This is a genomic window from Amycolatopsis sp. WAC 04182 (assembly GCF_003947465.1).
Classification (GTDB): domain Bacteria; phylum Actinomycetota; class Actinomycetes; order Mycobacteriales; family Pseudonocardiaceae; genus Amycolatopsis.
Genome location: NZ_QHJJ01000004.1, coordinates 641,378 through 657,633 on the forward strand (window position 1 = coordinate 641,378; position 16,256 = coordinate 657,633).

Here is a 16,256-nt window from a genome sequence, read left to right on the forward strand (position 1 = left end):
CGCACTACTGGACGCGGGACAGCGCTCCTGCTTCGAGATGCTGGGCGATCGGCCGGGGCAGCACGTAGGCCACGGCCCCGCCCGGGGTCCCGTTCCACGGCGCGGTGATGCCGGTGACCACGCGCAGCGGACGCACGACGCGGTACAGCCGGCGTTCCCGTTCGCGGTCCGCAGCCAGCGACGTCTCGATGAACCGCGCCGATTCGGCGTGCACGAGGTTGCCGGTCTCGTTGCCGAACCGCTGCACCGTGGTGCCCGACGGCAGGACGACGATCCGCTTGCGGCGGAAGAAGTTCAGCGGCGGCTCGCCCCGCAGCGGCAGGATAGGCCAGTCGGCGGGGTTGTCGGACTCCTCGTTCGCGCCCACCGCGGCGCGCGCCGGGTACAGCAGCAGGGTGCCGAGGAAGAAGCGCGCGGCCTCTTCGAGCTTGGCGAACGCCACCGGCTCGTCCGTCGGCGGACGTGAGACCTCCCAGCCGCTCTCGGTTCGGCGCAGGGTCCAGAGCCCGGGCTCCGGCACCGCGTTCGCGCCGATCCGGTAGGACGTCGGCGCCACTCCGTGCTCGGCCAGCCGCTGGTACAGGACGTCCAGCACCTCCACAGCGCGGATGTCGCGCGAGGGTTCGCCGTCGCGTTCGACGCGGGTGCGGACGTTTTCGTCCGGCAGATCCGCGGCGGTCTGCGGAGGTCGCGGCTTGCCGACGATCTCCGCCTCCGCGGTCGCCCGCACCAGCTCGCCGACCAGCGGCGGCCGGAAGCCGGCGGCCCGGATGTGCTCGATCAGCTCCGGCTCCGGCGGCACCCCGTACTTGCGCAGGTAGTGCGGGACGGCCGCGGGCCAGATCCAGACGCCGTCGGTGTGGAAGGCGTTCGGCACGTCCGGGGGGCCGTTCGGGGTGAAGATGTCGGGCTGCGGACCCGGCCGGGTCAGCGCCACCGGCGAACGGAAGAGGTAGTCCAGGACGCCGCGCATCATCTCCGGCGGCACCGGCGGCCGGTTGACGACCGGTCGTTCGCCCTCGTTGTGCGCGTCGACGACCTTCGCGTGCCGGAACACGATGTCCAGCGGCAGTCCCGCCTTGGCCGAAAGCCAGGCCGGGACGTGCTTGGTGTCGCGCGGGAAGATCGCGAGCTCGGTCGCGTACGCGCGCGGTGACGGCTTCCCGCCCTCGTTCGGCGCCAGCCGCCAGGTCGGTTCCTGCTCGGCATCGAAGTCGAAGTCGAAATGCGATTCCGAGTCGAGCGTGAAGGTGCCCTGGAACCAGGTGCCGGTCTCGGGCTGATGCATCGCCGCGCGCAGCCGCGCGAAGAGCGAACCGAGCTCCGGCGGGGCCGCGATCGATACCGATACCGGGCCGTTGCCCTCGTCGCCGACCGAGCGGACCTCGAGTTCGGAGTAGTCGCCGACCTGCCGGAACTGGGCGCCGACCCGCTGCCAGCCCGGCGGCAGCACCCGCAGCAGGGTCCGGCCGATGGCACGCAGCAGCGCGCTCTGGTCACCCGTGCCGATCTCCGGCCGGGCTTCCGGCGACTCGACGAAGTCGTGCCTCGTCTGCCACAACGCCGTCAGCCGCGACGGCGAGGCGGTGGTCGAGAAATCCGTCAGGCCCAGTTCGGCCGCGCGGGCCGCGTCCTCGCCCGCCCAGCGCAAGGTCAGCTCGCCGCCGGTGTTCGGCGCGATCTGGAAGTGCTCGTCGTCGAACCGGCCGTACGACTGGAGGCTGAAGGTCGCGCCGACCTCGCCGTTCAGCACGACCCGGGCCGGACGGCCGTTCCAGTCGCGATCGAAACCCTCGGGCGCCGCTTCCCCCGGCGGCGCGATGAGCAGCAGCGTGCCGTCTTCGGTCGACCGCTGGGCCGCGAAGACGGTGTCCCCCCAGACGGCGTACAGGCCATCCGGCCGCTCCGCCGCTTGAACCCGGTAACGCACTATGTGTCCCCTCCCCAAGTTCCCCAAACCGGGGGTAAATCTAGTGGGCCGGATAGCGGGCGTACCACCGGTCGTCACCCGGGGCGTTCCCGCCGAACTCCGCGAGCGCGTCGTCCGCCAGCTGTCCGATCACTTCGCTCAGTTCCAGCTCCACGAGCCAGCTCGTCTCGAGCTCTTCCTCGCCGTACATGGCGCCGACGAGGTTGCCGCAGACCGAGCCCGTCGAGTCGCTGTCGCCGCTGTGGTTCACCGACGCGAGCAGCGCGACGTTCGGGTCCGTGGTGGTCAGGGCGACGTAAACCGACATGGAGAGCGCGGTTTCGCCGATGTTCCCCTGTCCGAGCGTCTCGAGCTTCTCCGGCGTCGGCGGCCCTTCTTCGGCCAGGGCGAGCGCCTGGTCCAGCGCGACGCTCTGCTCTTCGTGCCCCTGGTATTTCTCCAGCTCGGCACGGGCGGTCGTGATGGCGTCGAGCAGCGGTTTCCCGCGCAGCAGTTCGTGCACGATCACCGCGAAAGCACCCGACGAGAGATACCCGCTCGGGTGACCGTGCGTCAGCGCCGCGCTCTCCGCGCCGAGCCGGAACACCTCGGCCAGGTCGTCCGACCACAACGCGACCGGTGCGGCGCGCATGATCCCGCCGCAGCCCTTCGAGTTGTTGACCGGTTTGGCCATGCCGGCGCGCACTCCGGTCTTTCCGTACGCCTCCAGCTCGCTGAAGCAGGTGAGGCCGGGCGCGCGACGGCTGAACAGCTCACGGTTCGTGATCAGCCAGCCGTCCGGTTCCGGGCTCGTGTCCTGCGGGCCGCGTGCGCGCTCCCACGAGACGCCCTGGGTGTGCAGCCAGCGCTGGTAGGCCAGCTGGAGCGACTGCTCGACGGGTTCGGTTCCGTGGTGGGCTCTGATCAGGCCTTCCAGGGTGAACAGCGTCATCTGGGTGTCGTCGGTGATCCGCCCGAGCCCGCCGTACGCCGGGATCAGGCCGGTGATCCCGGCCGGTCCGGCGATCTCGCGGATGCGGTCGATCGAGTCGAACTCGGTCTTCGCGCCGAGCGCGTCGCCGAGCGCCCCGGCGTACAGGCTGCCGCGCAGCCGCGACCTGGTCGCCGAATCCTGAAGCCACTCGCGCATTTCTCTACTGATCTCCTCGTGGATACCGGTTCGCGTCCCAGCGTCGCCGCTCTTCGGGCTCGCGGGGCAGGCCGAAGCGGTTGAAGTAGTAATACGCGTCGCCCGCCATGGCGTCGACGACGCCCAGGTCGGCGTACGCGGCGAGCCACGACTCCGGCAGGCCGGGCACGGTGAGCCTGGCGCCGACCATCGCGCCGGTCAGCGCCGCGGTGACCGGGCCGCCGCGAGCGGCCAGCGCCAGCGCCGCTTCGGCGTCGTAACCGCGTTTCGCGGCGGCGAACACGGCCCGGCCGAGCACCGAAAGCGGCGTCCGGCCGTCACCGATGCTGTCGAACTGCTCGACGTCATCGCCGTCGATGTCGTTCCGGAGGTCGAGCACGGTCTTGACCAGCTCCCCGACCTCGCCGCTGTACTCGTCGAAGCCTTCGAGGAAGTTCGCGACCGCCGGTTCGCCGTTCCGGGCCGCGAGCTGGGCGCGGAACACGTTCACCAGCAGTTCGGCGCCGTGGACGACCTCGTGCCCCGCCGCGGATCCGACCAGTTCGCGGACGACCTTCATCGCGTAGAACGTGCTGTCTGCGGGGCCTTGCACCCCGCCGGTCACCGTCGCGGCGAGCGCGGTCGCCAGCATGGCCGAGAACTCCGCGGGGGGCGGACCCGCGCCTTCGGTGGCTTTGGCGACCCAGCCGTCGGGCCGTCCGCCCGCGGGCAGCGACGCCGGGATCTCGGGTTTGTCCGGGGTCGGGTCCAGGCCGCGGATCACCGATTCGGTGTGGAACAGCAGTTGCCGGGTCAGCCCGCCGAGTGGCAAACCGTCGGCGGGATCGGCGCCCGAGCCCAGCGCGTCTCCGAGCGCGAAGCCGACGTACGCGCCGAGAAGCCGCGGATACGCGAAGCTGCCGACGGGGAGCGTCGGGTCGTAGAACTTCCCGAACGTCCAGGCGCTCGGGCGCGGTTCGCCGTTGTCGTAGAAGTGCGTCACGAGCCCGTTGGCGAACAGGTCTTCGGGCAGTTCCGGCAGCGGACGGCCGTCGTGCTTCGCCCGGGAGCGCTCGAACGACAGCGTCGCGGCGCGCGTGTAGCGGGTGAGCTCGTCGCTGCTCAGGGTGTAGCCGTTGTCCCTGGCCTGGTCGACGAGGCTCCGCAGGTTCGCGACGGCGGCGCCTTCGTACTCGCAGCTGAAGTACGCGGGACGCCCGACGGATTCGGGGCGTTCGGTCCCCGCCGGGAGTTCGAGGTCGGCGACCTGCCGCAGCGTCTCCGGGTAGACGTTGAAGGTTTCCGGTCGTCCCGGGTTGACCAGCAGGCCGACGCCGGGGTTGTCCTTGGCCCGCCGCAACAGCACGCGGGGCTGGACCCGTTGCCACATCGTGTACTCCGACGGCACCTGCGCCTCGGAGGTGTAGACGACGAACCGCGCGCCCGCGTCGCCGAAGTCGCGGACCTGGAGGTGGCCGTCCTTCGCCGGGGCCAGGACGTCGAGGTCCAGCATCCAGTGGACGAACTCCTCCGGCGTGATCCACTCGACCCGGAGGTAGCCGAGCAGCGTTTCGACCGGGCTTTCCGGTGCCGGGCGGCCGGAGAACCGCGGTCCCGGCCGGTGCTCCGGGTTCGCGCGGACCGCGCCGGTCGGCTCGCCGAACAGCGTGTGCTGCTCCCAGCGCAGGATCGCCGCCTTCGGCACGGGCAGGCCAGGAACCGCGTCCGGGTCGAACTCGGGATCGACGACCTCGGCCCAACGGGTGAAGGCGTCGCTGTCGCCACCGGCCGCCGAAACGGCCATCAGCTCCAGGTCGAGGCGGATCTCGCCGCCGTCGTCCGGCACGAAGGCGACCGGACTGGGGAACAGACCGGCGCCGGGATCGGTCCCGTCGAGCCAGCCGACGGTGTTGTAGGTGACGTTCCAGCCGTCGGTCGCGCGCACGACGTAGTCGCGGCGGACCCGCAACGCGCCGGTCCCCTCCCCGCCTCGGCCGACCAGCCACTCCTCGACGCGGCTGACGGCTTCCTCTTCGTTCATCGTCCCCATTCCAGAATCTTTCACCAGCGCGGATACCGCTGGGCCCAGCCGTCGACCTCGTGCAGCGCCGAGTGACGGTCGAAGTGCCAGAACGCGTCCGTGGCGATGTTCTCCACCAGGTAGCGCAGTTCCAGCTGCTCGACCCACTTCTGCGGCAGACCGGGGATGCCGGTGCGGGCGCCGAGCAGGGCACCGGCGATGGCACCGGTGATCGCGCTGCGGCCCGAGTGGTTGACCGCCCGCAGCAGCGCCTGCTCCGGGTAGTTCTCGAAACCGGACAGCGCCGCGAACGCGCGGCCCAGCACCGAAAGCGTGCCCTTGCCGTCGCCGATCAGCTCGGGGACCCGCAGATCGGGCAGGCCGTGCTTGCCGAAGAACGGCACCGATTCCGCGACCATCGCCTTGAGATCCGCCCAGACCGGCCCCCGCTGGTGCGGGTTCTGGTCGCTGAAGATCTCCCGGGAGGTGTTCCAGATCGGGTAGCTGAACGCCTCCGAGGTCAGCGCGGGTTCGAACAGCCAGGTCAGGTAGGTCGCCGCTTCGACGTCGACCTCGCCCGGATGGGTCACCGCGACGAGGTCGCGTACCGCCTGGCGGACGCCGCCGCTCATCGCGCTCCCCGGGCCGGCCGCGGTCATCGCCGCAGGCAGCGCCGCGACCAGCGCGTCCGGTCCGCTCATCGGCATCGCGGTCGGCGAGATGGTCGCCAGCGCGTGATAAGCGTTCAGCTCGGCGTCGTCGGGCGTGCGGCGGACGCGGAGTTCGGGCACCTTGACGAGCCAGCCGTCGGCATTTTCCAGCGGTGCGCCCTGGGTGTGCAGCCAGCGCATCAGCGAGTTCCGCGCGACCGTCCCGAGCGCCTTCTCGGCGTCGCGGTTCTCCGGCTGCTCGCGATGCGGGCTGCGGATCACGGCTTCGGTGTAGAACAGCAGCCGCTGGGTGAGCGGCCCGATCCGGCCGGGCAGGTCGAACGCGACCGGCAGATCGGTGACCCCGTCGGGGCCGTAGGTGTTGTGGATCTCGTCGAGCCGCATCCGGTCGACGGCCGCGCCGAGCGCCTCACCGAGCGCGAAGCCGACGTACGCGCCCGTGACGCGCTGCCAGCCGTAGCGCGAGCTGGAGCGGTCTCGCTCGAAGTACTTGCCGAAGGTGTCCAGACGCGGCTGGATCTGCCCCTCGTTGTCGTAGGCGGGCGCCAGCCCGTTGGCCCGCAGATCGTTCGGACGGCCGCGAGGTGGTTCCGGCTGCCGGAGCCGTGCCAGCCACGACTGCCCGAGGACGGTCTTCTGGCATTCCTCGACGCTCAGCTCGAACCCACGTCGGCGGGCCCGTTCGGCGGCGGCCAGCGGCGGCTTCACCGGTTCGGACAGGCCCATCTTCGCGGCGGTGTCGGCGGCGAGCGCCTCCAGCTCCGGGTCGGCCTCCGGGCAGCGCTCGTTGACGTCGACGCCGGGGCCCCGGCGCGGGAACCGGAGCGCGGTCTCGGCGAGTTCCGCGCTGCTGACGTCCTCGAACGTCGCGGGACCGCCGTTGATCACCAGGTTCGGGGGGCTCTCGTAACCCGCGAGGGTGGCGATGTCGACCTTCCAGTACCCGTGTTCCCGGGACGGGAGGTTCCTGGTCGAGCTGAACACCCTCAGCTCGGCGCGTTCCTCGTTGAAGTAGAACCGTTCCGTCTTGCCCGACGCCAGGTCGAGCGGGACGTAGACCTCGCAGCGCAGCAGGCCGACGAGCAACTGCTCCCTGGTCAGCCAGCCGACGCTGGCGAACGACAGCAGCGTTTCGAGCTTGTTCTCCGGCTTCGGGTAACCGCGGCGGACCGGACCGGCCTTGTACTCCGGGTTCTCCCGTTCCTCCCCGGTCTGCACGCCTTCCGCGTTGACCTTGACCCAGCCCGCGACGACCGGCGGCGGGACACCGAGGTCACCGAGACCGGCCTTGGCGTACTCCGGGTCGACGACCTCGCGCCAGGCCTCCTGGCCCGGGAACGCGACCGGGACGCTGAGCCCGCCGGGCTGCGGATGCGCCTGGCGCAGTTCGCCGTCCGGTTCGCGGACGATCACCGACGGCGGCGGGAAGATCTCCTTCTCGGCATGACCCTCGTCGAGGAAGGCGATCGTGTTGTAGGGGACCGACCAGCCCTCGGGGATGCGCAGGACCTTCTCGTGGTTCACGCGCAGGCCGGCGCCGCCCGGTTCGGACACGTCCGGACCGTGGACCGCGCGCAGCCACTCTTCGACCTTGGCTACCGCTTCCGCCGATTCCACCTACTCGATCCTCTCCAGGCTGCCGTCGGACACGTGCTCGGCGATGGTCCTCGGGAGCACGTAGGCCACCGCCCCGCCGGGCATGTTCGCCCACGGGACGGTGACACCGATGATCACGTGGAGCGGGCGTCGCAGCCGGTAGGTCCCACCGACGCGCTCCCGTTCCAGCGGCAGGGACGTCGTGGCGAACCGTACCCCTCCGTGGTGAACCAGATTGCCGGTTTCCTCGCCGAACCGCAGTACGACCGTACCGGCGACCATCCGGCTCACGCGCTTGTTGCGGAGCAAGGTGAGGGGAGGCTCACCCGGCGCCGCCTGCACCGGCCAGTCGGCGAGTTCCTTCGCCGTCTCGAGTGGCGTCTCGTGCCCGGCGGTCATCCTCGCCGGATGCAGGAGAAGCGCGCCGAGGAGCTGATGCGACGCGTCTTCGAGTTTGTCGAAGTACTTCGGCGACACGGGGGCGCCGCCCGAGTAGGCCGCGACCTCCCAGCCCTTCTCGGTGAAGTTGAGGCACCAGGCGCCGTCCGCGCGGTCGCCGATGCGGTAGGCCTCTGGCCAGACGCCGTGCTCGCCGAGCCTGCTGACCAGCACGACCAGGAGTTCTTCGTCGGTCAGTGCCGGGTTCGGCGACGTCTCCAGCTCCGCGGCGATGTCGCCTTCGGTCTTCTTGACGTCGGAGCGGCCCGGCTTCGGCCGCGGTTTGCCGAGCAGATCCGCTTCCGCGGTCCGCCGCACGAGGTGCTCGACGTACGGCGGCTGGAACCGCTGGCCCCGGATGTGCCCGACCAGGTCCGGCTCCGGCGGGATCCCGTATTTCCGCAGGTAGTGTGGCACGGACGCGTGCCAGATCCAGGTGCCGTCGGTGTGGTAGCTCTCCGGGACGTCGCCGTCGGCTTCGGGATCGAAGATGTCCTTGCCGAGCCCGCTGCCGGAGAGGATCGCCGGCTCACGCTCGAGATACTGCGCGATGAGCGGCGCTTCGGACTCGTCGAGCTCCGGTCTCTCCACCACGGGCGGCTCGCCCTCGGTGTACGCGTCGACGATCCGGGCGTGCCGGAACTCGACGCGCAACGGCAGCTGCGCGCGCAGCCGCCACCAGTCCGGGACGTGCTCGTCCTCGCGCGGGAACGCGGCCAGCTCGTCCGGGTACGCCGAAGTCGCCGGTTGCCGGGTCCACGCCGGTTCATCGTCGAGGGTGAAGTCGAAGTCGAAGGTGCCGTCGGGTTTGAGCGTGAACCGCGACTGCAACCAGGTTCCCCGGCCGGTCGCGTACATGCCGGTGCGAAGCCTGCCGAAGAGATCGTTCAGCTCGGGCGCGGGCGCGCAGTTGTGGACCTCGAGTTCGGTGTGCTCCCCGGCCTGCCGGAAATCGGCGACGGCCGGATGGGCCGCGTCGGCGACACCCGAGCGGATGAGCTTGCCGATCTCGACCAGCAGCCCGCGTTGCTGTTCCGGAGTGAGTTGTTCCACGTGAATCATCGCGCCCGGTTCGGGAAACGGGGTTCCGCCCGGAACGACGGCGGCTCACCGGCGGCGCGGCGGGCCAGCTCGTCCTCCCACATCTTGAAGGTGCGCTTGCGCAGCGACTTGATCAACGCCGATTCCTGCGGTTCCACGCGGCGGTTTTCGCGCTTGGCCTGCGCGTACAGCCCGTCGATGGTCTCGTACAGCGCGAAGATCGGCCCGCCGCCTTTGAGCTCGTAGGCACGGGCGCGCTCGGTCTCCTGGACGAACTTCTCTTCGGACACCTTGCTGATGTCCGAGCTCGCCATCGCCCACATGACCTCACGCACGTGTTCCGGCTTTTCGTCGAACTCGCCGGTGCTCAGGTTCAGGAGAAAGCCGGTCAGACCTCCGTCGGGGGTCGGCTCGACGCGGTAGGTCTTCCCGAAGTACGTGTAGAAGGACGGCGTCTGGCTCACGTGGTCTCCTCAGGAGGCAGGCCCTTGCGGAGACCGGCCATGAACTTCTCCCGGACCCGGTCCATCAACGCGGCTTCCAGCAGGGCCTGTTCCGGGGACAACCTCTTCTTGGTGTTCTCGTCCAGTGTCCGGTTGTACGTCGGGAAGTCGCGGCGGACCTCGTACAAGGCGTGCTCGTAGGCCGACACGGTGTCGATGTGCTTCAGGTGCAGCCGCAGTTCGGCGACGTGCCCGTTCGGCAGCCGGACGTTCATCTGCAGATCGCGGTACCCGCTGTCCTGCGGATTCGCGAACCGGTCGTCGAAGCTGACGATCCGGAGATCCGGATCGTCCATCACCGCGTTCAGCGCGTTGTAGACGTCGGCCAGCGTGTCGAACTGGATCTTCACGCCCACCAGGTCGGTCAGTTTCGACGCGTCACCGTCGTAGCCCGCGATCTTCGCCTTCGCGCGGTCGTCGTCCTTCGGACCGGGCCTGCCCGACGCGTCGCCGTTGTTCTCCTCCGCGATCCGTTCGGCGATCCGGTTGAGGTCGCCCTGGTTCCGCGGCCACGCCGCCCGCTCGGCGTCCAGGAATTCCTGGATCTTCGCGGCATCGCCCTTGTCCGCCCGATCGAAGCCGGCGTGGTACTGATCGCCGGGCTCCACGTCGGCGGCGATGTCCGCCGCCGCGTTCGCGAGGTCCCGCTGCTCCTGCGTCAGCGGAGTGTCGCCGGGACCGTCCTCGCGGACGTCGTCGATCATCTGGTAGCCGCGTTCCTCGACGTCACGCAGGGCGTCTTCGAGGATCGGGATGGCCTCCGGGTGCAACAGCAGGCTGCCGATGGTCATCGGGTTGTTGAGCAGCGAAGCCCGCAGGTACGCGTTGTCCGGGTGCTCCATCAGCCGGACGAGTTCCGGATGCGCGGGCAGCTGCTCGCGGATGAAGTCCCGCATCGGCCCGACATCGTGCTTGACGCCGTTTTCGTCCTCGTGGACGGCCCGCTTCTTGTCCGGGTCGAGCCCGTCCACCGCGGCCGCGACCTCGGGATCGTTCAGGAACCGCTCGCCATCGGCCCGGTTGTGCTGGGCCGGCTCGTCGTGGGCCATGCCGTAGCCCGCGTCCACGATCGGACGGCCGTCCGGTCCGATCCGCGACGGCGGCACGTCGGGGGTGTCGTCCCTGGCGAACGCGATCCGCGGGTCGACGGGCTGCGCGGCCGGGCCTTCCGGGACGCCGACGTGCATCAGTTTCACGCCCAGCGGCGGATGCGGCAGGTTCATCAGCGCACCCGACTGCGGGTCGATGAACGCGACGCCGTCCCGCGTGTTCGCCACCATGGCGACGTGGCCGCGTTCGACGCCGTTCTCGTCGAGGTACTTCACCGCCACGACCGCGTGGTGATCGGTCGGCATCCCCCGCATCTCGCGGATGACGGTGTCGTAGTCGGCGCGGTCGGAGAACTCCCCGCCGAACCGCTCTTCGACGTGTTCCAGCGTGCCGCGGCTGTCCATCTCGTGGACGAGCAGCGGATCGGCGGTCGAGTCGATGCCGTTCAGCCGGTCCATGTACGCGCCCGGCGTGCGGGTGCAGTTGGAGCGGTAGCCGTTCGCGAGCGCGTCGGGGTCGTTGAAATGCGGGTTGACCTCGCCGAGCCGCGGGTGCCGGTCGGCGATGTACGCGGCCTGCTGCGCGGGGCTCGCGGAACCGGCGTGGATCGCCGGTTCGCTCGGCGGGTTCGTCGCGACCGCCAGCGACGAGTAGTCCCGCTCGGGGACCCGCAGTTCCAGGGTGTCGTCGGTGGCCGAGTGGTCCTGAGCGGGCTGGTCGCCGTACTCGGGTCCCTTGTCGGCGTCCGCGACGCTGTGCTGCGCCGGGTTCTCCGTGGTGACGTGCGGAGTCCGCGGCTCGTCGAAGCCGCCGAGGCGCGCCATCGACTGCGCCTGGGCGAGACGCGCGAGTTCCGGCGCCTCCGCGGCGTGCCGGGCCCGCCGCTCGTCCATCTTCTGCTTGGCGGTCTCGGCGTCGAGGTAACGCGGGTCCGGGGGAACGACCTCTTCGGCGTGGATGACCCACTTCGGCCGGTCGACCAGCGGCGGAGTCTTGAACTCCTTGCTGTGCACGTAAAGCTGCGTGGCCGGCTTGTTGATGGCCTCGTTCTCGCGCGGGTTCTCGGCGAGCGACGAGACGTCCTTGCCCGTCTTCGAGACGATGTGGATCTCGACGTCTTCGCCGAACTTCGACTTCGTGTCCGGCGACGTCTTGATGGTCGAGCTGGTCATCGTCGGCTCGGGGACGGTCTGACCGGGTTCGTAGTGCGCCGCCATGATCTCGGCGGCCCGCATGTCGCCCTTGGTGTCGATGCCGCGGATGGCCTCGCCGTGGAAGTCCGGCAGCTCGTTGAGCGCGCCGACGATCGCCCGGGTGCTGCGCTGGGCGTTCTCGAAGTCGGGGTGCGCCTCACCCCGGCGGTTCGCGTCGTTGATCGTGTACGCGTGTTCGCGCGAGTACGAGTAGATCGCTTCGGCGGCCTCGGGCGAGACGCGGTCCTTCAGCGGGCTGGCTTCGAGCCGCTTGAGCGCCTTTTCGCGAGCCTGCTCGGCGAGTTCGGCGCTGTCGTAGCGGTCCCGGAGGCTCTTGTGATCCTCCGGCGTGCCACGGAATCCGTCGTCGGAGAGGTAGCTCTCGTCGACCCGCGTGGGGGTTTCTTCCGGGCCCTTGAGGCGATCGGCGATGTCGAGTTCGGTCTTGGGCGCCTGCTCCTGGACCGGGGTTTCGGTGTGCGTGCGCTCCGGTGCTTCCGGCGTGTGCGGAGCGTCGCCGCCGCCCATCGGCATCGCCTTGATCGACGTCGGATCGTCGGGCAGCGTCGCGAGCCGCCCGGTCATGGGGTCGGCGAAGACCACGCCGTGCGGCGTGTTCACCGCGGCGACGATCCGGGTCTCGACCCGGTCCTTGGACCGCGGCGAGCCTTCCGGCGCGTTCGGATCGCCGGCGGCGTGATGTTCGAACGCCACCGCGGTCCGCGCGCCGACCGGGCGTTCGCCCACCTCGCGGGCGATGTCGGCGAAACCGTTCCGATCCGACCACTGTCCGCCGAGCCGGTCGCTGACGTGCTGCAGCGGTGAACCGCCCGCCGACGGCGCGGCGACCGAGTCGCCGCCGTTCATCCGGTCCTCGAACGCGACCAGCGCCTCGGCCGAGTTCGTCTGGTAGCCGTCCTTCCACGACTCGGGCGCGTAGTAGTTGCGGGTGTTGGCCTCGCCGATCGCGGGGATCTCGTCCATGACCAGCCGGACCTGCTGGTGCGGCGTCTCGGTCGAACCGGCGTGGATGACCGGCGTCCCGCCCGCTTCGAGCGGCTTGGCCAGCTCTGACCAGCCACCGTCGGGAGCGTGCTCCTTCGGCGGCTCGGGGGTGTCCCGGGCCGGGGCGTCGGTGGCGTCGATCCAGCCGCCCTTGCCGTCGGCCAGCTTGGTTTCGAGCCCCGCGAGGCCCTGGCCCTGGAACAGCTCCGGGTGATCGCGGCGCAGCTGAGCCTCTTGCTCGGCCGCTTCCTGCGCCAGCCGCTCCTGCACCGCGTTGTTGTAGTCGCGCCGTTCGGCGACCTTCTGCTGGACCTGGTCCGAGGTCAGATGGCCGTCGTCACCGGCGACGACCTCTTCGCATTCGACGATCCACTTCGGCAGGTCGTTGGGCGAACCGTCGTCGAGACGCTTCTTGTAGTGCGGGTGCTCGGGATGCCCCGGCCCCATCTTGACGTCGGTGACGCGCAGCTGCGTCGCCGACTTCATCAGGACTTCGCGTTCTTCCTTCTTCGAAGCGAGGTCTTCGATGTGGCGCCCGGTCTTCGACTGGATGCGCATCTCGACTTCGCCGGGGAAGTTGCTGTGCGGATGTTCGGCGGTGACCCGCGATGTGCTCAGCATCTGCGGGTCGACGATGACCTGGCCCTTGGCGTGCGCTTCGAGGAAGGCCCGGATCGCGCTTTCGTTGCCGCCGAAGTTCACCCGCCGCGAGACGAGACCCTCGTAGGCGGGCATCTCGTTGAGGCCGGAGGTGATCGCCTCGATGTGCGGACGGAGCGCTTCCAGCTCCGGGCCACCGTGCCGCTGGGCGTGCGTGATCCGCTCGGCCATGTCGGTGCGCGTGTAGCTGTGCACCGCGTAGGCGCCCTGATCCGACATCTGCTTGACGCGCGGATCTTCGTGGGCGTCGCGTTTGGCGAGACCTTCGCGGCGGACCTGTTCGCTCCGCGCTTCCCCGGTGTCCTTGTCGAAACCGCGCTTGTCGATCTGCGTCTCGGCGAGCGCGCGGTAGGCGGCGGGATCGTCCGTGTGGAAGTCCGGATCCGTCAGGTACCGCTCGTCGACAGCGGAAGCGAGGTCGTCGGCGGTCTTGTCGCCGGGCGTGACGTCCTTCGGGGTTTCGGCGTCCTTGGGAGTCTCGACGTCCTTCGGGAGCTCGGTGTCCTTGGGCAGGTCGTTCCCGACGCGGTCCTGGGGCGGCGCGTGTTCCATCGGCCGCACCGGCTGTTGCTGCGGCGGACGCTGCTGGGGGCCCGTGTTCCCGTCGTGGCCGGGACGCGGCGCCGGAACCTGCGGCGGACGCTGCGGACCGCCGAACCGCGGCGGCTCGGCGCCGGGCGGCATCGGCCTGCCGGGCTGCTGCCCCGGATGCCCCGGCCTGCCGGGGTAGTGACCGGGTGGCGGCATGGGGCCGCGGTTGCCGGGGAACGGACCGTTGCCCGGATGCTGGGGCCGCGGCGGAGGCGGCGGATGGCCGGCCGGACCACGGTTGCCCGGAGGCGGACCGGGCGGAGGCGTCTGCGGACGCGGCGGGACCCCACCGTTCGGGCCAGGTCCAGGCCTGCCCTGATAACCCTGAGGCGGCCGCGGCGGACCCTGCGGGCCAGGAGGCTGCGGCGGCTGCTGAGGACGCTGACGCGGCCCGCGGTCCTGCGGATATCCACCCTGACCGGGGTGCTGCTGCGGAGGACGCGGGCCCATCGGGCCGGGCTGCCCCTGCGGTCCTCGCGGCGGCATGGGGCCACCACCACCGGGAGGCGGCGGCGGAGGCGGCGCGAAACCACCCGGAGGCGGCGGCTGCATCGGCTGCTGGCCCTGGAAGGGCATCGGAGGCGGCGGCTGGTCGAAACGCGGCTGCTGCGGTCCGCCGTTGCCCGCGAAACCCGCGGCCTGGACGCCGTCGTTCGGCCGGACCGGCCGGGACGGATCGTGTCCGCCCGGCGGGAAACCACCGGGGGCGGGCCCGTTGCCGGGCGGGTTGCCGCCGGGAGCCATGCCGTAGCCACCCGACGGGGCGGGCGAGTTCGACGCCATGCCATATCCGCCCGAGCTCGACGGCGCACCCGTGGAAGCGGCGGCGGGCGGCATCGCGCTGGACTGCGAGGGGCTCGGCGAAGGACTGTGCGACGGGCCCGGCGCCGGACTGGACGCCGGTCCCTGAGACGGGCTCGCCGCAGGGCTCGAAGCCGGTGTCTGGGCCGGGGTCGCCGCGGGTGTCTGCGACTGGGCAGCGGGTGCCTGCTGCTGATTACCCGCCGCGTTTTGCTGCTGCTGACCGGAACCGTTGTCCGCGGCGGCCGCCGGAGCGTTCTGGTGGGTCTGCGGCGCACGCTGACCGTCACCGGTGTTCGCCGGGGCGTCGGCCGGACGTTCGGGGGCCTGCGTCGAGGACTGGCTGACCCGGTCGCTGTCCGCCGCTCGCTGCGGGCCGCTCTCGGAACGCGGCTGCGGATCAGCGGCGCCGTCCGAACCGCGGCTCGAAGCCGCCTGACTGTCCGAAGTGGACCGTGGCGCCGAGTCCGACGAAGAGTCCGACCGCGAAGAAGAACCGGAATCCGACGAGGAGTCCGAATCCGCGGAAGAACGAGAGTCCGAAGAAGAACGAGAGTCCGAAGAAGAACGAGAGTCCGACGAAGAACCGGAATCCGAAGAGCCCGGAGTACGCGAAGGCGTCCCCGCATCCCCGGTGTCCACATCCGGCGTGGAAGGGCCGTCGCCCGCCGAAGCGCCGGGCGTGTTCGCGGCCTTGATGTCGCCGATCTGGCTCTTCGCCCCGTCGACACCACCGCCGACCGCGCCGCCGGACGCGCCCATCAGGACGTCCTTGGCCGAAAGCTTGTCCAGGTCACCCGTGACGGCGGCCTGCCCGACCGTGCTGGCGACCCCTTCGGCCGCGCCGCGCACGGCACCCCGCGCCGCGCTGTCGACGATCTGGCCGCCGACGCTGTCGGAAAGTCCCTTGGTGGCGCCCTTGCCGATACTGCTGCTGCCCGCGCCGACCACGCCGTCGACGGCGCCGCTGATCGCGGAATCCTTGGTCTTGCTGAAGTCCCAGCTCTCGCGGTCGCCCTTGGCCATCTGCAGGCCCTGGATGCCCGCGTCCATGGCGAGGTTCATCGCCGTGTTCTGCAGGACCTCCTTGCCGATCTTCTTCAGGCCCTCCTTGAGAAGTTTCTCCAGGAGTTCCTTCGCGACCTTCTTGAAGCCTTCCTGCGCGAGCTTCTGCATCAGCTGCCGGAAGATCATCTGGACGGTCATGCGGGTGGCGATCTGCGCCGGGGCGATCCCGGCGGTCGACCCGCCGAACGTCACCGCCGCGGCCGCGATCATCGCGACGATCTGCGCGGCCAGGATCACCAGCGAGATGATGATCATGTACTTCGTGTACTCGACGTCCAGCGCGGTCGCGTTGCACGAGTCGCCGAGCGCCTTCGAGGAATCGGCCAGCGACTTGAAGTACGCCTCGTCGCCCTCGACGAACTTCTTCCAGGCCTCGGCGAACTTCTCCGCGCCCTCGCCGCTCCAGCCGCCGAGGACCTCGGTGGCGCCCTTGGTCGCGGTGTCGGCGATCGGCTGAATCGCCTTCGAAGCGTTGTGCCAGGCGTCGCGCAGTTCGCGGAGCTTGTCCTCGTCGCCTTCGGGCCAGCTTTCCCCGACGACGATCGGCAAGAGCCACTTGACCGCGTCGGGCATCTCCATAC

At 70.4% G+C, this 16,256-nt stretch carries 7 protein-coding genes; all 7 read right to left on the reverse strand.

Features of this window, described 5'->3' with window-relative positions:
* Positions 1-4 precede the first annotated feature (4 nt).
* Genes DMH01_RS23335 through DMH01_RS23365 form a run of 7 tightly spaced genes read right to left on the reverse strand, consistent with a single transcriptional unit; the run spans position 5 to position 16,254 of the window.
* Complete coding sequence (locus DMH01_RS23335; protein WP_125679364.1) at positions 5-1,930, reverse strand: TNT domain-containing protein; 1,926 nt, start codon at positions 1,928-1,930, stop codon at positions 5-7.
* A 40-nt stretch (positions 1,931-1,970) separates the two neighbouring features.
* Positions 1,971-3,059, reverse strand: a complete 1,089-nt coding sequence (locus DMH01_RS23340; protein ID WP_125679365.1) for an ADP-ribosylglycohydrolase family protein — start codon at positions 3,057-3,059, stop codon at positions 1,971-1,973.
* A gap of 4 nt (positions 3,060-3,063) precedes the next feature.
* Positions 3,064-5,079, reverse strand: coding sequence for a YrhB domain-containing protein (locus tag DMH01_RS23345; protein ID WP_125679366.1), 2,016 nt, complete (start codon positions 5,077-5,079; stop codon positions 3,064-3,066).
* 20 nt (positions 5,080-5,099) lie between these two features.
* On the reverse strand, positions 5,100-7,346 hold the full coding sequence (locus tag DMH01_RS23350) for an ADP-ribosylglycohydrolase family protein (RefSeq protein ID WP_125679367.1): 2,247 nt from the start codon (positions 7,344-7,346) through the stop codon (positions 5,100-5,102).
* Positions 7,347-8,816, reverse strand: coding sequence for a TNT domain-containing protein (locus DMH01_RS23355; protein ID WP_199745601.1), 1,470 nt, complete (start codon positions 8,814-8,816; stop codon positions 7,347-7,349). It lies immediately after the preceding gene.
* 5 nt (positions 8,817-8,821) lie between these two features.
* The gene (locus DMH01_RS23360) at positions 8,822-9,268 is read right to left on the reverse strand and encodes a hypothetical protein (protein WP_125679368.1); all 447 of its coding nucleotides are present in this window, start codon (positions 9,266-9,268) and stop codon (positions 8,822-8,824) included.
* On the reverse strand, positions 9,265-16,254 hold the full coding sequence (locus DMH01_RS23365) for a toxin glutamine deamidase domain-containing protein (RefSeq protein ID WP_125679369.1): 6,990 nt from the start codon (positions 16,252-16,254) through the stop codon (positions 9,265-9,267). Before DMH01_RS23365 ends, DMH01_RS23360 begins: the two co-directional genes overlap by 4 nt.
* Positions 16,255-16,256 lie beyond the last annotated feature (2 nt).